Source organism: Pseudoalteromonas xiamenensis (assembly GCF_030994125.1).
Lineage (GTDB): Bacteria > Pseudomonadota > Gammaproteobacteria > Enterobacterales > Alteromonadaceae > Pseudoalteromonas > Pseudoalteromonas xiamenensis_B.
In genome coordinates, this window is record NZ_CP099917.1 from 962,880 (window position 1) to 979,349 (window position 16,470).

Consider the following 16,470-nt stretch of genomic DNA (forward strand, 5'->3'; position numbering starts at 1 on the left):
TCCCAACTACCCCGCACAATAGTAATACCGCGAGTGAATAGAGCAAATACGCGGGTGTTCGATTAAGAATAACTTGTTCATTAAGCGAGCCCCCTGTGGACGCTGATGTGAAACCGCGATCGTCTTTATCACGCCATGCAACGCATAACCACGTTTTGGGTACGTTTTTAGTACGTCCTTCTCAAGGTCTCCCAGTGCATTTCTTATCTGGTTTATCGCTCGTCGAATAGATACTGGATTAAAAATAGCACGTGGCCAAACCTGTTCAAAAATGGTTTCCGCACGCACTACTTGCCCTTCATGATGCGCGAGCAATACCAGTACATCCATCACCTTAGGTTCTAAGCGCGTTTGTCTACCATGACAAATGAGTTCACCTGTGGCAGGTGAAACCTGCACATTATTCAACCAAAAACCATCACGTAAGTTTACTTGTTGATTGTTAGCGTGTGCTTTTGGCTCACTTTCAAAGCAATCCAACATCCTGTATTCCTTACTTTTTATTTATCTTAATGTTTTCAGAACAAAAGCATAACGCTTTATCTATCGCTATCTGTTTAGGGTGCTTGCACACTCGATTCGAACACTACCTGCAATTGGGTTGTTGTTGGATTTTCCAATCGTTAACAATAATAGAAAGGTATTTCGCAATGCTTCATTTTCCTTCTAACATCAGACATTTCTTAATCTACTTCGGTTTTGCTGTGCTATCGATAGTAACAAGCAAATCAGCACTATCCAATGCCAATGCGGGATTGGATCCACACACACTATTAGACAGCACCATCACTATGTTACAAAATCAACGTGATCAGGCTGTAAGTGATTACGTAGACACTTATTTTCATAAAGACGCATTGGAGCGTTGGAATGGCGAAGGGCGTGAACGCTATATTGGGTGGTTAAGTGCAATAAAACACTACCACAAGACCTTTAGTTTGCATGAAGCGTTACCCTTTGATGAAAAACGTAATCGCGTAACAGCTAAAATACTTTCACAAAGCACTCGTATTATCTACACCCTGACAATTACGCTCACTCAAGTCCAATTAGCGTCATCCGATGATAGTAGCCTACCTTGGAAAGTATCTGGTATTTCTATAACGGCGGACAAGCCTGTCATCGACAGCACACTCCACTCACTGACAAAACAAGAATTGGCAACCAAACTGGCGGAGTATGTTGATTTTATGATCAAAAACAACGCGTTCTCAGGCGCCGTATTGTTGGCAGATAACGACACCATTTTGTACCAAAGTGCACATGGTTACGCTGAACAACGATTTCAAATTAAAAATAACGTCGACACACGCTTTAACATTGCGTCTTTGAATAAAATGTTTACCGCCGTTAGCGTATTGCAATTGGCTGAAGCGGGAAAACTATCCCTTCAAGATCCAATAACGAACTACATTGACCACACACTACTAGGTAATGGTGATTTTAGTGCGATTACCATTGCTCATCTTTTATCTCACACTGCGGGATTAGGCTACCCAAATTACCCGAAAACCCACCCAAACGATTTACGAAACCTAAACGATTACCTACCGTATCTGCGCTATATTCCTATTGTGAGTAAACCAGGGGAACAATTTCGCTATAGCAGTGAAGGGTTTATTTTGCTCGGTCTCATCATAGAAGCGGTATCCAAGCAACCTTATGATGATTACTTAAAACAACATGTCTTTACGAAGGCAGGTATGACACAAACAGGTAACTTTGATATCGATGGCGTCACACCCAATATAGCAATGGGTTACTTTTATTCAAACGAGCTCAAGTCTATGCAAACTAATTGGTTTATTCACGGCATTAAAGGAAATTCCGCAGGTGGGGGTTACTCGAACGTTGCAGACTTATACGCCTTTTCAAAAGCGTTAACCCATAATCACTTGTTAACCAAAAAATACACCCGTCTCGCGTTTTCCGCTAAACCTGAATTTCATTCCGACCATTATGGGTTTGGCTTTAGTGTACATCATAGCGATAGTGGCAAAGTGATTGGTCATAACGGTGCATTTATTGGCGTCGGTGCCGATCTTCGTGTTTATTTGGATAAAGGGATAACCGTCGTTGTACTCGGAAATCAGGATATGGTGACAACCCCAGTTATCACCTACGTGAATGAGCTTATGCGGCACGTGCAGTAAGTCACTCGTGTATTCGTGCTGGGTTTGTATACACCAAACAAACTCAGCACGCGTGTAATTAAGAACATTCGGCTATTACAAAAGGCAAACGCCGATAAAATAACAAACAATCTATTTACAAAATTTTGGAGCGCTACTGTGTTAGTCCGTTATTCCGCCAGCCTTTTTGCGGCCTTGTTTATGAACATGGTATCTGCAAACCCTAAGACGACCGAAAATAAGGAAAATGACCTCACAGAACAACAAACTATTCATCTCGTTGATAAACAAATTGCAGCGTACAATGCGCGCGATATCGATGCCTTTGCGGCTACCTATCATGATGATGCAGAAATTTACGTCTATCCTAATCAGCTACTATTAAAAGGCAAAACCGCACTCATTGAACGCTATAAGCAGACATTTACCGCACTGACCATGCTAAGAGCAACCTCAGTACAACGCATCGTCAAAGGTAATTACTTAGTTGACCTTGAACGAGCGGAATCATCAACACACCCCTCTCAAGAAGTCACCCGTCGCGTTGAGCTAATTGCCACCTACGAGATAGAAGATGGACTTATCAAACGAGTTACGTTCAAGCGTTAGTCAAACCGATCTTGGCTAAACTACATTGACTGTTACGAATGGCTTTTTAATTGTTCAGTTTCAAGGTATGCTCTCAAGACATCTGACCAGTTGATTAACAAAAATGAAAACACGCATCACTGAACTTTTTGGCATTGAAAAGCCGATTATCTTACCTGGTATGAGTTGGATCTCCGTACCTGAACTCGTCGCTGCGGTATCAAACGCAGGCGGTTTGGGTATTTTGGCAACTGGCCCTCTTAGCAAAGCGCAAACCAAAGATGCCATCGCGAAAATTCGCTCGCTAACGGACAAGCCATTTGGCGTAGGTGTTACACTTATGATGCCGGGTGCAAAAGAAAATGCCAAAATAGCGCTTGAACTCGAAGTGCCTGTAATCAATTTCTCGCTGGGTAAAGGTGATTGGCTTGTTGAAGGCGCTAAGAAATACGGTGGTAAAGTTATAGCGACCGTTGTAACTGAAAAACATGCCTTGGCGGCACAAAAATCGGGGGTCGATGCATTACTTGTCACTGGCCATGAGGCCGCAGCCCATGGTGGTGATGTGACCTCTTTGTGTCTTGTCCCAAATATTGTGGACATTGTTGACATTCCTGTGATTGCCGCAGGCGGTTTTGCTGACAGTCGGGGCCTTGTCGCGGCACTCGCATTGGGGGCAGACGGCGTTGCAATGGGGTCGCGCTTTGCGACAAGCCTTGAAAGCCCTGTTCATCAAAACGTCAAAGATGCCGTCGTAGCAAAACGGGTTGAAGACACCATCTATTCCAAAAACTTTGATGGCCTATACGCACGAGTTATGAAAACACCGATGGCAGAAAAAGCCACTCGTAGGCCGATGAATATATTCGTAGCAATAGCGAAATCGTTTAAAGCCGCAAAAATGGTCGACATGCCACTTTGGAAGTTGATACTCGGCCTTTTCGCACAATTCGATAAAATAAAAATGTTGTCTTTGTTTGGTGCTGCGACGGAAAAACTAGAAGCCGCAACCATTCATGGTGATTTGGAACATGGCGTTCAATTTATAGGTCAATCTCAAGGTGTTATACACGATGTGCGCTCAGTACAGTCACTGATGGACAGTATGATGGAGGACGCCTTAAAACTTGTCGATGTCCTCAATCTGAAAATCAAAAATTAAGCCTCTTTCGAGGCTTAATTGTCCTATTCTTGGTAACGTTCTGCATCGTAAAACAACGGTTTTAATCCACCACAATGGGTGAATTTTACGGTTAATTCATTTTCCGATGGCACTCTTGAAGAGGTTCTGAATTTCTGTAAACAGGCGCCGCGCATGTCCACAAAGATAAGATGATTAAAGCTCGGCTTTTGCTGAATTTTATGAATATAGATATGCTCGTTTTCTTTTACTTCAATTAAGTCATACTCTTGCCATTGCGACGCAGGCACTAAATCTTTTAGCTCTCTTGCATACAGTTTACCGGTAAATTCTATGCTTTTGTTTTCATAGAGCAATTCACCACCATTGTCCAAATCACCAGCGTAAACATCCACGTTAACCGTCACTTCATTGCCACGGATCAAATTCTCAATATTGAATTTTTTCGTTTTTAACGTCACCAGATCAAAATCACGCACCATATTTAAAAATGCCACGTCTTTGTTTTCGATTTTGTAAACGATTTGAACATCGCTGGGTTTCTCATAGGTGGGCATTGACACGGCAAAGACTTTGGACGCTTGGTTGACCAGCACCATTTTATGCTCACCTTCCCACACGGGGTTTAGCGGAGGTGGCTCAGGCTTTTTCTCAGCCGCAAACGCCTGTCCAATCAACAGTGTAAACAAAATAAAAAGGTATTTCATATTAGACCCAACAGATTGATAATGTAGCTATTATAGTCAACTGGCGGACTTTAGCAGCCACAGATGAATAATTTCTCTCAGTGGCAAATTGAACACGCTAGTCCACAAAGCGCCCTTTTATTTCCAAAATTTCAGCCAACACCTTGTCAAACAACACGACTAATTTCGGGTCAAAATGGCGACCGCTCTGATCACGAATAAAAGTCAGTGCTTCGTCAATTGTCCAGGCCTTTTTGTAGGGGCGTTCACTCGTTAGCGCATCAAATACATCGGCAAGCGCCACGATTCGTCCTTCAATGGGGATAGCATCGCCAGCGAGACCATTCGGATAGCCACTGCCATCCCATTTTTCATGATGTGTTAATGCAACCGTTTTAGCCATTTTCAAGATATCTGAATCGTCTTCACCAAGAATATCAGCCCCTATTTGCGGATGGGATTTCATGATTTCAAATTCTTCATCCGTTAGCTTACCCGGTTTCAACAGGATGTTATCTGGGATCCCAATTTTTCCAATATCATGCATAGGCGCTGCGTGAAGAAGCAATTCAGCGTGCGTTTCGCATAAACCGTATGCCCGAGCAAGTGCCTGTGAGTAATAACTCATCCGCATGACGTGCATGCCTGTTTCATTGTCTTTATATTCTGCAGCTCGACCCAACCTTTGAATGATTTGCAAACGCGTTTCTTTCAAGGTATCGGCCTGCACCAGAGACAAGTGTGTCTTGACTCGAGCACGCACAATCGCCGCGGACACTGGTTTGGTGATGTAATCCACCGCGCCCAGCTCCAAGCCTTGTGCCTCATCAGATTCTTCATTTAATGCCGTGACGAAAATGACTGGGATTGTTTGTGTTGGTAGCGTTGACTTTAAGGCTTTGCACACTTCCAACCCCGTCATGTCCGGCATCATGATGTCCAACAGAATAAGATCGGGCTTACTATTGTTTACCAAACGCAATGCTTCTTCACCGCTTTTGGCAAAGCTGAGCCGATAATCATCTTGCAATATTTGTTTTAAAACACGCAGATTGGCTGGCTCATCATCCACGACCAATATTTGAGGCTTCACACTCAACATCATTCTTTATCCTCAATCAGCGCTTTAATGGTCTTAACCAATTCATCCAACTTTTGCTCTGCGTCTTCAAATTCGAAGTCATTTACTCTATCGATAATGACGTTAATCTCCGGTGTAAACGGTGTCGCTGACCGCGTGAGTGTTTCTATCAATTTCTCGTCGAATTCATGGCGTTTGACCACACTTTGAAGGTTCGTCAGTATCGATAAAAGTGCTTGGTGACTAGTTTCTTCTGCGGATCGAGGTGACGTTTCACTGGCGCGAGATTCCACTCGTTCCCTCACTTTCTGAGCAGCGTCAAAAATCAAGGCTATTTGCGCCTTGCAAGTTTCAGGGCTGTGCTGTAAATCGTTTTCAAGCGTTTCCAAGGACATCATGAGCGAGCGAAGCGAAAGATTACCCGATACGCCTTTGAGCGTGTGCGTCAAACGTCTTACTTCATCTACTTCGCCTCGTTCACACGCTTGTCTTAACGCCACGAAACGATCGAAATGATGTTTGATAAATAGATTTAACTGCGCATAGTAAGCGTCGACACTCCCCCACAGCAACGCCCCTTTTTGCTCATCAATTACTTTGATAGTCGTTGTACTCGTCGTAGGTTCATTTTGCCGTGTCACTTCAAGCCCAAGTACACGGGCAATTTCAGCACACAACACGGAGAAATCGACCGGTTTATTGGCAAAACCATCCATACCAGCCTCTAAAGCAGCTGAGCGGTCATCCTCTAACACACTTGCCGTCAGTGCGATAATTGGAACGCGTTTAATGTTTTGTTCGTGTTCAAGTTTTCTACGCGCCTTCGATGCACTAAGACCATCAAGCACGGGCATTTGTACGTCCATCAAAACTACATCAATACTGGTGTCACTTTCCATTCGGATCAGCGCTTGCTGCCCATCACGAGCCGTAACAACTTGATGCCCATTGCGGCTCAAAAGCATCGTGAGCAACTCAATGTTTTGCTGAATGTCATCGACAACGAGTATTGTCATGGGAGGCAAATCAATAGGCTGAGTCTTGGTTTCAATCTTAAACGATTCACTTTGCTCAAGCGGTAACACGACACGGAAGCAACTCCCAATATTCAATTTACTTTCAACACTGATTTCGCCCCCCATGAGTTCCACCAATTGCTTACTGATGGTAGTCCCAAGACCTGTACCACCAAATCGGCGACTCATCGACGCATCAGCTTGTGTAAATGGGTCAAAAACTTTCTCAACTTGCTCCACGCTCATGCCGATTCCAGTGTCTTCAACTAAGAAAATCGTTCGTCCGTCCGCCATTGGTTTTACGCTGAGTACGACTTGCCCACGTTCTGTAAATTTAATGGCATTGCTCAAAAGATTGGTGAGTACCTGACGAATACGTTCAGGTGAACCGACATAACTATTTTTGAGTGTTGGCGACACATCAACTCTTAACTTCAACCCCTTTTGATGCGCCTGTAGCCACAATGTTGAAACCACCGCATCGACTTCTTCAACAAGAGAGAAATCTCTTGTTTCGAGTTCTAATTTGCCTTTGTCGAGTTTGGCACTATCCAACACATCATTGAGCAAATGCAGTAATGACTTTGCCGATTGATTAATGGTTTTCAAGTGGCGTTGGTGTTCACTGCCCATACTCGCTTCAAGCAGAATATCGCTAAACCCGATGATGGCGTTCATGGGTGTGCGGATCTCATGGCTCATGTTTGCCAAAAATGCGGCGCGTGCTGAAGCAGCTTGTTCAGCATGTTCCTTTGCTTCACGCAGTGCCAGTTCCATTTCTCGACGCTCGGTAATATCCATAATGAAACCATCTAACCACTCATCACCCGAAGTGTCATCGGTGACCCAATTACCATGCTCAAGAACCCATCGCACTTCGCCGTCTCGTCGAATGATGCGATATTCCAATGTGAACTGGGTTTTATCTTTGACCTCTTGATAAATCCTAGCTTTATCATCTGGATGGAAAAGACTTGCGAACGTGCGCTTAGGATTGGGAAGCAAAAAATCCTGTGCTGGGTATCCGGTGATGGCTTCAACGGCATCACTGATGAAAATCATTGACCATGCTTCATCATTGACGCAACGATACGCAATACCCGGGATATTGGTTATCAATGAACGAAGCTTTTCTTCATTTTCTCGAAGCGCACGCTCCATTGATATGCGCTGACGGATGTCTGAAATGAATGCGACAAAAAAGTCATCATTCGCCAGTTTGACATGCCCTATCGCCAACCGAATAGACACTTTCTCTCCATTTCGGTGTAAGGCATCCACTTCACGTCCTTTACCAATAATACGTGCTTCTCCCGTTTCTAAATACCGCCCTAGATAACCGTCATGCTCGACCTTGTAAGGCGCAGGCATCAGCAAACTGACGTTTTTACCAAGTAGTTCTTGTTCTTTCCAACCCAGCAAACGCTCGACGGCTTGGTTCGTGCTTTTGATTATTCCCTTACTATCAATGGTCACGATACCGTCAACCGCCGTTTCCATCATGGCTCTAACGCGCCGTTCGCTTTCAGAGGCGCGTTTAGAAATATCTTTGTATCGGTAAATCAAATTTACGCCAAGCACTAAACTGATAAGAACAATGGTCACGCTGGAAACCGCAAACGCCAAATAATACGAAATTTCCGCGGTTTGCTCCCCAAGCTCCAAACCGGGTGGTTTCACAAATCGAGCGGCGGCCATTCCGGTATAATGCATCCCCGCAATTGCGGTCCCCATCACCACACTCGCCACCAAATTGGCTAACCATTGGTTATCCGATTTACCCCACAATTTGATGAAAAATGACCGGACCCATAGCGATAAAATTGACAAACACACGGCAACCACGATTGACAACAAAAACATCCAAAGGTCATAGCGTAAAAGCGGAGCCATATCCATCGCAGCCATCCCGGCATAATGCATCGTCCCTATTCCCGCCCCCATCAAAACACCGCCCACCAACAATGGCATTAAGCGCTTTGTTTGATTTTGGATAAAGTTAAGCACCACCCACGACGCACATATCCCCGGTAACATAGAAAGCAGCGTTAATATCCAACCATAGCGTATCGGAGTGCAAAGCGAAAAAGCCAACATACCGATAAAGTGCATCGACCAAATACCGCCGCCTAACGCAAAACTACCGACCAATCGCATCATTGACTGACGGCGGTTAGACGATGTTTTTTGAGCTTGAGAGTTCACTTGCAATGCCATAAACGAGGCAAATATGGCAATAAACACGGAGAGGATGACGAGGCCGGAATGGTAATTTCCGAAAATTAAAATACTGTCAGAAGGAATGGTAAATTGCGAGGTGATCCAATCCAGCATAAGAGCGCTACATTATTGTTGGTATTTGCACTTTAACACCTGCGACTCGTTTTCGCGACTCAAAAGCTGTGAATCGATTGCCTGACCTCCTATCAGGACCAAACCGACTTTAATCAAAACTCATGCTCAAAATGCGTAAGCAACAAAGAAAGCGCGTTTTGCGCTATCGGGATTCTTGGATTATTTTTTCTTCATCAATTTTAATGAGTGAATGACAAAAAACACTCATGAACAGCTCAATAATCCAAAGGAAGCAAAATGAAACTAAGTCATTACGTCATGTTCATAGGTGTGTTCTTCTTCGTACTACCCGCTCTTTCAGGCTGCGGTGACAATGATGTCAACGTTCATTACATAGAAAAAAATCTCGACGAGGAAGCACACCAAAAACTCGTGACCGATGTACAAGAACTGGTAAAACAACATCAGTTAAACGGGCTGAACGACGAAGCAAAGCAGCTTCCAACGATTGAATCGCCCATCGCTCAGTTAGGTATGCAGCTATTTTTTTCCAAATCCCTAAGTGGTGACATGGATACTGCGTGCGCAAGTTGTCACCATCCATTTTTAGGCGGTGGAGATGCATTACCTCTGTCCATCGGAGTAGCCGCCATTCAGCCCAACGTGCTCGGTCCTGGTCGTTTACATGATGCTGGAGCTGTTCACGCAGATGGAGGGCCCACCGTACCAAGAAACGCACCTTCCACATTCAATATTGCCTTTTACAATCAAGCGTTATTTCACGACGGCAGAGTACAAACACTCTCCGACTCGGGTGCACTTAATGGTCTCAATGAACCTCTACGAACGCCAGACAGCCCATTCGCAACCGCAGATAATTTCGCTGGGACAAATTTAACTGCAGCACAAGCTCGGTTTCCCGTAACCTCGAAAGAAGAAATGAGAGGGTTCAATCTAGCTGCCGGACAATCAAACCAAGTTCTTCGTGATGCGCTGCAACGTCGATTACGTGGCGAAACAGTCGATTACGTGGCGAAACAAATGAACTATCCAAAAACGAATGGGCTACTCGTTTTGCAACGGCATTCAATCTAACAACAGACCAAGTCATTCAAGACAACATTCTAAGTTTTGATAACGTTGCTTTTGCCCTTGGCGAGTATCAACGCTCCCAAGTACTCGTCAACTCGCCTTGGAGTCAATTTATTCAAGGCGATAGGAGTGCGCTTACAGACGAGCAATTAAAAGGGGCTAAGCTTTTTTATTCAACCAAACCCCAAGGTGGTTTTGATTGTGTTGCTTGTCACTCAGGCGACTTTATGACAGATGAACAATTTCACGTTATTGCCATGCCACAAATTGGACGAGGAAAAGGTGATGGTGAAGATGGAAGCAATGATTTCGGGCGTTTCCGTGAAACAAACATTGAGGCTGATAAGTTCGCGTTTAGAACACCTCATTTAACCAACATTGAGGTCACCGCTCCTTATGGGCATGACGGCGCATTTGCGACGCTCGAAGCGGTTGTTGAACACCACCTCAATCCCGAAGTTTCAATTGCAAACTATGATCCTTCAGACGCACAGCCTGGCATTCAGACTACGCATTGGGTAACCAACACTAGCCAAGCACTCGATGTATTAAAAATGAACATGGACGCAGGACGTTCACGGCTCACAACGATAGATTTTAGTACCGAACAAATAACTCAACTGGTTGCATTTTTGAAAGCACAAACCGATCCTTGCGCTAAAGACAAGGACTGCTTACTTAAATGGGTTCCTGCGCCAACGATGGATGCTGACAACACCTTGCTGATTGCCGAGTTTCAGGAATCGCCTTTATAATTTTTAAACAGTGGGGTTAATGGGCAACATAATTTGCATTTTAATCCCACCTAACGCACTTTGCTCAGCCCAAATTGAACCGTGATGGGCACTAACAAGCCCTTTGCTGATTGCCAACCCTAAACCTGAGCCACTCACTCTGCGCTGCTTAGAAGCTTCTGTTCTGAAAAGTCGTTCGAACATTTCACTGAGGTGTTCTTTATCCACGGTTGGCGAAGAATCTTCAATCACCATTAAGACCTGTTTATCCTGAAGTGTAACGTGAAAAGAGACCATGCCGGGCAAATCAGTGTAATTCACACTATTAGCAAACAAATTCGTTAAAACTTGTTTCACTCGGTCAATATCCCAATTTACAACCAGTTTTTGAGGGAGGTCTAACGTTGCATTCCATTTAAACCCTTTTACAAGCGCAAGCTGCTTGTATTCTCTTTCCCACAGTTGAATAACTTGAACAAAATCGTGTTCATGCAGATTTATCACTAGGCTGGCAGTATCAACCAACGCAAGTTGATGGATATCGGAAATCAGGTGATTAATGTCGGCCAGCTTTCGATTTATGACTTCGTATGACCCTTCAACATCCTCGATGATGTTATGCTGCAACGCTTCAATCTGCAGATATAATGCGGTTAGAGGAGTACGAACTTCATGTGAAACATCGGCCAGCATTTGATTTTTCTTGTGTACAACGTCTTCGAGCATTTGAGCGCGTTCAGCCGCAATTTTTCGATTTTGATACAGGCGGTAACCCACCAAAACAACAATTAGCAACGCACACCCAGATCCAAGCCACCATGCTCTAAGTTGCAACTCATTTTCCTTCAACCTAGCTACCTGCAATTCTTTTTCAATATTTAACCGATCAATTTGTGTTTGACGACGTTTAAATTCTGCTTTTGATTGCAACGCGGCGAGCGTTAAGTTGTGCTGTTTAATGCCAAGAGAATCTTTAATTTTTGTCGCTTCTTTAAATGCGTTAAATGCCTTTTCGAATTGATTTTGCTGTTGATAGCTCTCAGCCAATAGATTCAAAATTGTCATTTGATCTTCAAGTTCTTCCAAGGCCCGAGCGAGTTGTAATGTTTCTTCACCAAGTAAAATCACGGCTTGAACATCACCTTCTTGTTGGGAAATTTTGATTTTAGCAATGTAAGTCGTGATGAGCCGCGCTTTTAAATCATGTTCTTTGGCGATAACGATGGCTGCTTCTATGAGCTCGAGCGCTTTTGCTTTGTCGCCACGTTGATAGGCTAACTGGCCAAGCAATGTTTGCGAAATAACCAATCCCACTTTATTGTTTACTTCTACATATAACTTATAGGCTTTTTCAGCAAAGGTCTGTGCGGCTTCATAATCTTTCTCGACAAACGATAAATTGCCCACTTTGAAGGCACTGTTTGCTATCTCTAAAGGAACATTGCGTTGAACATCAATCTCGTGTGAAAGTTTAAAATACTCCAACGCCGATTTGGTGTTACCCATTTTCCGGTAAACTTCTGCAATCTCATACACCGCATCGGCCACTCCCTGCTGGAAACCACGTTGTTCACTTGCCTCGTAACTTTGAGTCAGGGTATCAATTGCGCCGTTATAATCGCCAAGCAGGGCTTCTAAAATGCCCAAATTACGAAGTGCAAAAATATACGTTTTTGTTTTAGGTGAACCTGCTAGGGATTGCACTGACTTTTGTGCTGTCTCGAGTGCTTCGGTATATTTATCTTGTCGCCTTTGCACAGAAGACACTCGCTCGTATGCTTGTGATATCAGTTCATCATCCTGCGCACCTTCTGCAAGCTTTAGACCTTCGCGATAATAATACTCAGCTTGTTTATAGTTATCCTGCACGTCATAGATATAACCTAGCAAAAGCAGCGCCGTGACGCGAAAATCAAAGTTTTGCGCCTTTAACGCTAATTCTCCAAGCCGAGTACTGGCTTCTATCGCCTCTTCATACTGTCCTTCATTGTTGTAGGCAAACCCCAAACTTTCGAGCGCCTTCAGTTGCAAATCCACGGCATCGGCTAACTCTTCGTCGTGAACGATTTGATTCAACAGGAAAATTGCTTTTTGGGGATCACTTTGGCGCAAACTTTCAGACTCTTCAAACTGCTTTTTACCTGCTTCCAAAGACATCGCATAAAGCGTGCCGTGAAAAAAGACAGGAAAGAGAAGCAAAGCCAGTAAGCTGAGGTATTTAAATGATGATAGGTACCGCGGACTAAGTGAGAGCATGCTTGTTTAAAACCAAAGTTAAGCTACGATTTTCGGACGTATAAACGGTTATCATAGCGAGGAACTATCCCCTCGTCCAAATATAAAAACAATCTCACTTGTACAAAAACGCGCACGCGCGTCTCTTTCTGGAAACAATGGGCAGAAACAGATAACAGCCTCACCCATTGCTATTTAATTAGCCTTTGAATTACTGCTTTTTAATCAGTGAAATACGTAGCATCGTATTGTCTTTTAGCACGTGGTGATGAATGATAGCGGCCAACGCATGAAGACCTATTAACCAATAACCCAATTCGCCAACCGCTTCGTGGACTTCTTCAATATCGTGCGCAAGTGACTTATTAGGCTCGATGAGCGCTGGCAGTTCTAAACCAAAGAAAGGGATAGTTTTGCCTTCACCACTGAGAATTAACCAACCGGCTAAGGGCATGCCAATCATAAACACATACAAGGCGAGGTGCCCTATTTTCGCTAACAACGCCTGCCATCTAGCTGGTTCAGGACTAATCGGCGGAGCTGTCGTAACAACTCGCACGACGATGCGCAGCCAAACGAGAAAAAACACAGACAACCCGAGCATAAAATGCCACATTTTCATCGCATCACGCTCAGGTGTTCCTTTGTCGAATAACACTCTTAATTCGATTGAAGCAAACGTTGCAGCAATCAGTAAAAACATAATCCAGTGGAGCATAATCGACCACTGGTTGTAACGAGTTGAACTGGAATGATTCATTTCACAAACCTCAGCACACATTGGCATTTTTTTATTCTGTTCAGGCGGCATAACACAAACATCTACCGCCATCGACTTTGCTAAAACGACTGACTTCGTTAACTTTATACCGCACTATCCAGTAACTCATTTTAGTTAAAAAACCTCAAGCGATAGTGCTCGAAACGTTGATTTAGAACAAATCTGGTACGACCAGCTCATTTTATTCAACGCGATAAAATTGTCTTTATGCTGTTCAATGCTTTTTGGGCATTACCACTACACGCGAGGATCCGTTCAACTATTTCTTGCTCTTTTGCTGCTAATCCCGGAATTTGCTGCCATTGCGAAAACGCTTCAATAACTAAATCTCGTTCTTTTTCAGAACATGCGGTCATAAAGTTGTATGGCATCCATTGCAGTTCATCCTGCGCCAAACGTGTTGCAACTCGCGCTTGGTTGGTTGCAAAAAATTGCGCGACATGCGCCCTAAATCGCGGCTGAAATGCTGGGTATTGGAAGCGATAACCGATAGCAAATCCCAACGTTGCGTCACTCAAGAGTAAGTCGTAAAACAGGTTAACGTGTTCTGTATTTGACACATAACCTAATGAATCTAAGAGCACATCCTTATACTCAGCATCGGCTTTTTCAAACAACCCGAGAAGCGCAAGGTACTGGGTCTTATTGGCATTAAATGCCAGTACCTTTACCATTGCCTCTAGATTGTCTGAGTGCAAAAAATCCGACTCAGCATACTGGCGCTGAGCATACTGATACACCCTGTTGTCATGTAAGTAGAGTCCATAAAATGACAACCAGCTTTGCGCTGTAGATAACGCCGCGACCTTGGACCAATCCTCAATGTGTGGCAATCTTGTTTTCAAGTAGGCACTAAACTCGACCTGTTTTTCGGCAGGTATGGTCGACACAAACGCATCGGTCAATGCCGACAACGCAATAGACACCGCTCGACTGTCCTTTGGCATTGTGTTTATCGTGTTCAATTGCTGTTCAAGATACACTTGGAAATCGATATAACCATACTCCGCAAGCGCATCCACATTATCAAAATAGACTTCCCATTCGCGTTCATTGAGCTTCGCAAGTAACTGACTATCTTGCCCTGAAGCATCGAAAAAGCGGTAATAACCTTTGTCATCCTCATTGAGCCAAAGACGACTTCCTTTTGGTATGTTCTTTATTTCTAACGATTTACCAGAAATAACCCATCGTTTTGACTGCATCGATTGCCCATTCCAGATTTTCACGAACACAGGCACAGTCCACTGTTTATCCGAATTACCATTAAAGTCCGATTGTTCTAACAAAAATCCCCCATCCGTCTTTTTTAATGTGATTAACGGGTAACTGGACTGTGAGGTGAAACTGTCCACCAGCTGCTGTGCCAGAGGAAAAGCGCTCAATTTACTGAGAAACGAATTCGTATTGGCGTTGCCATATTGGTTCTCTGCAAAATAGGCTTGCATCACCCCTGACAAGGCATCTTCGCCAATCAACTGCTCGACCATATTAAGTACCGCAACACCTTTGACATAATGAAAATCATCCATGGGGATGTTGTCACCAAGCTTTTGCATCTTAGCCCGCATTGGCGCTACTGAATTTGTATCAAAATGGTAAAGCCTTGATTTTCTGCCGTAAGTACAAGATGCAAATTCAGGGAAATGACGTCGAACGATTTTCACGGCCATAAACTCAGCAAATGTCTCATTCAACCAAAAATCGTCATACCAACCGATTGTCACTGAGTTACCAAACCACATATGCGCTACTTCGTGCGCAACCAACTTAGTAAATTCACAGTGACTTTGACCATCGTCATCATCGGGAAACTGATTGGGATTAAGCGCAACCAATCCAACATTTTCCATACCCGAGAGGGTCTCTATTGGCGCCACAAAGAAATCCAGTTTCTCAAATGGAAATGGGCTTTTTAGGTAACCTTCGATACCTGCAACGGTGCGGTTGAGTACATCCGTAAAAACCACAGGTACCGAGACATCTCTATCAACAGGACTAAATACACGGGATTTCAATTGCGTTTCATTAAATTCGGTGAATTTAAACTCGCCTACCGCAACCGCAAGTACATCGGTGTTCAGTTTTGGTGTCGGTTTAAAGTGAACGACTTTGCGTTCGCCTTTAATTTCTTCTTTTACGGAAACCGTATTATGAAGCGCTTGGTATTGCTTTGGAATGTCTAACGTGAAGGCAAAGTGTGTTTTAAAACTTGGATCATCCACCGTTGGAAACGCACGTCTTGCAAGCATTTTTTGAAACTGCGAGAAGATAAATGGCTTTTTACCTTCCGTTCGTTGTACGAACAATCCCTCGACCGAATTGGAAAACTGCCCTTTAAAATGGACAATCAACTTAGCACTGCCCGATACGGGGCTGACCAACTTTTGTCTAACAACATCAAACGCGTCTGCTTGAGTCAGAGCTAAGGATGTCGATTGCTCATTTTGTACGAGTGTCACCGATTCAAGTTGCAAATCTTTACTGTGAAACGCGACTTCAGAAGTCTCTTTAATAAACGATAAATACAATGTTGTCTCACCAGAATAACCTTCTTCTCTTGGGTCAAGCTGAAGGTACACATCTTGTCTTTGCAGAACTTGATTAGGGCTTATTCGATAGTCTGCTGCCGATACTAAACTGGCCATACAAAGCGCGAAAAAAGCCATCAAACAGGGAAGATTGCTCG

General features: G+C 43.8%; 12 protein-coding genes. 5 read left to right on the top strand and 7 right to left on the bottom strand.

The features are described 5' to 3' along the window. Window positions 1-6: 6 nt before the first annotated feature. Window positions 7-483, bottom strand: a complete 477-nt coding sequence (locus NI389_RS04415) for a winged helix-turn-helix domain-containing protein (RefSeq protein ID WP_308361793.1) — start codon at window positions 481-483, stop codon at window positions 7-9. A gap of 167 nt (window positions 484-650) precedes the next feature. Here NI389_RS04415 and NI389_RS04420 point away from each other — a divergent pair, with 167 nt between their 5' ends. From NI389_RS04420 to NI389_RS04430, 3 genes are all read left to right on the top strand, one after another. Beyond that, a complete protein-coding gene (locus NI389_RS04420) occupies window positions 651-2,153 on the top strand; it encodes a serine hydrolase domain-containing protein (protein WP_308361795.1) in 1,503 nt (500 codons plus the stop codon). A gap of 138 nt (window positions 2,154-2,291) precedes the next feature. Further along, window positions 2,292-2,741: a nuclear transport factor 2 family protein gene (locus NI389_RS04425; RefSeq protein WP_308361797.1), complete on the top strand. Its 450-nt coding sequence runs from the start codon at window positions 2,292-2,294 to the stop codon at window positions 2,739-2,741. Between the two features lie 103 nt (window positions 2,742-2,844). Continuing rightward, on the top strand, window positions 2,845-3,882 hold the full coding sequence (locus NI389_RS04430; RefSeq protein WP_308361799.1) for an NAD(P)H-dependent flavin oxidoreductase: 1,038 nt from the start codon (window positions 2,845-2,847) through the stop codon (window positions 3,880-3,882). Between the two features lie 23 nt (window positions 3,883-3,905). Here NI389_RS04430 and NI389_RS04435 read toward each other — a convergent pair whose 3' ends face one another. The 3 genes from NI389_RS04435 to NI389_RS04445 form a co-directional block, all read right to left on the bottom strand. Further along, entirely contained in the window at window positions 3,906-4,568 is a 663-nt protein-coding gene (locus NI389_RS04435) for a hypothetical protein (RefSeq protein WP_308361801.1), read from the bottom strand. Between the two features lie 97 nt (window positions 4,569-4,665). After that, window positions 4,666-5,649: a two-component system response regulator gene (locus NI389_RS04440; protein WP_308362497.1), complete on the bottom strand. Its 984-nt coding sequence runs from the start codon at window positions 5,647-5,649 to the stop codon at window positions 4,666-4,668. Then, complete coding sequence (locus NI389_RS04445) at window positions 5,649-8,978, bottom strand: MHYT domain-containing protein (RefSeq protein ID WP_308361803.1); 3,330 nt, start codon at window positions 8,976-8,978, stop codon at window positions 5,649-5,651. The genes NI389_RS04440 and NI389_RS04445 overlap by 1 nt, the downstream gene beginning before the upstream one ends. 258 nt (window positions 8,979-9,236) lie before the next feature. Here NI389_RS04445 and NI389_RS04450 point away from each other — a divergent pair, with 258 nt between their 5' ends. Continuing rightward, window positions 9,237-10,034 (top strand): cytochrome-c peroxidase, encoded by a 798-nt coding sequence (locus NI389_RS04450; protein ID WP_308361804.1) that lies wholly within the window; start codon window positions 9,237-9,239, stop codon window positions 10,032-10,034. A gap of 224 nt (window positions 10,035-10,258) precedes the next feature. Beyond that, window positions 10,259-10,786, top strand: a complete 528-nt coding sequence (locus tag NI389_RS04455; RefSeq protein ID WP_308361806.1) for a hypothetical protein — start codon at window positions 10,259-10,261, stop codon at window positions 10,784-10,786. A gap of 3 nt (window positions 10,787-10,789) precedes the next feature. Here NI389_RS04455 and NI389_RS04460 read toward each other — a convergent pair whose 3' ends face one another. The 3 genes from NI389_RS04460 to NI389_RS04470 all read right to left on the bottom strand — a co-directional run bounded on the left by NI389_RS04460 (window position 10,790) and on the right by NI389_RS04470 (window position 16,429). Next, window positions 10,790-13,021 carry a tetratricopeptide repeat protein gene (locus tag NI389_RS04460; RefSeq protein WP_308361808.1) on the bottom strand — a complete coding sequence of 744 codons (2,232 nt, stop codon included), beginning with the start codon at window positions 13,019-13,021 and terminating at the stop codon, window positions 10,790-10,792. A gap of 190 nt (window positions 13,022-13,211) precedes the next feature. Next, entirely contained in the window at window positions 13,212-13,760 is a 549-nt protein-coding gene (locus tag NI389_RS04465; protein ID WP_308362499.1) for a cytochrome b, read from the bottom strand. Between the two features lie 206 nt (window positions 13,761-13,966). After that, window positions 13,967-16,429 carry a M1 family aminopeptidase gene (locus NI389_RS04470; protein ID WP_308361810.1) on the bottom strand — a complete coding sequence of 821 codons (2,463 nt, stop codon included), beginning with the start codon at window positions 16,427-16,429 and terminating at the stop codon, window positions 13,967-13,969. Between the last annotated feature and the right edge of the window lie 41 nt (window positions 16,430-16,470).

What these genes read in the sequence shown, in the direction of transcription:
- NI389_RS04455 (WP_308361806.1), top strand. Translation starts at nt 10,259, where the DNA reads ATGACAGATGAACAATTTCACGTTATTGCCATGCCACAAATTGGACGA.
- NI389_RS04450 (WP_308361804.1), top strand. Translation starts at nt 9,237, where the DNA reads ATGAAACTAAGTCATTACGTCATGTTCATAGGTGTGTTCTTCTTCGTA.
- NI389_RS04465 (WP_308362499.1), bottom strand. Translation starts at nt 13,760, where the DNA reads ATGAATCATTCCAGTTCAACTCGTTACAACCAGTGGTCGATTATGCTC.
- NI389_RS04440 (WP_308362497.1), bottom strand. Translation starts at nt 5,649, where the DNA reads ATGTTGAGTGTGAAGCCTCAAATATTGGTCGTGGATGATGAGCCAGCC.
- NI389_RS04430 (WP_308361799.1), top strand. Translation starts at nt 2,845, where the DNA reads ATGAAAACACGCATCACTGAACTTTTTGGCATTGAAAAGCCGATTATC.
- NI389_RS04420 (WP_308361795.1), top strand. Translation starts at nt 651, where the DNA reads ATGCTTCATTTTCCTTCTAACATCAGACATTTCTTAATCTACTTCGGT.
- NI389_RS04415 (WP_308361793.1), bottom strand. Translation starts at nt 483, where the DNA reads ATGTTGGATTGCTTTGAAAGTGAGCCAAAAGCACACGCTAACAATCAA.
- NI389_RS04460 (WP_308361808.1), bottom strand. Translation starts at nt 13,021, where the DNA reads ATGCTCTCACTTAGTCCGCGGTACCTATCATCATTTAAATACCTCAGC.
- NI389_RS04435 (WP_308361801.1), bottom strand. Translation starts at nt 4,568, where the DNA reads ATGAAATACCTTTTTATTTTGTTTACACTGTTGATTGGACAGGCGTTT.
- NI389_RS04445 (WP_308361803.1), bottom strand. Translation starts at nt 8,978, where the DNA reads ATGCTGGATTGGATCACCTCGCAATTTACCATTCCTTCTGACAGTATT.
- NI389_RS04470 (WP_308361810.1), bottom strand. Translation starts at nt 16,429, where the DNA reads ATGGCCAGTTTAGTATCGGCAGCAGACTATCGAATAAGCCCTAATCAA.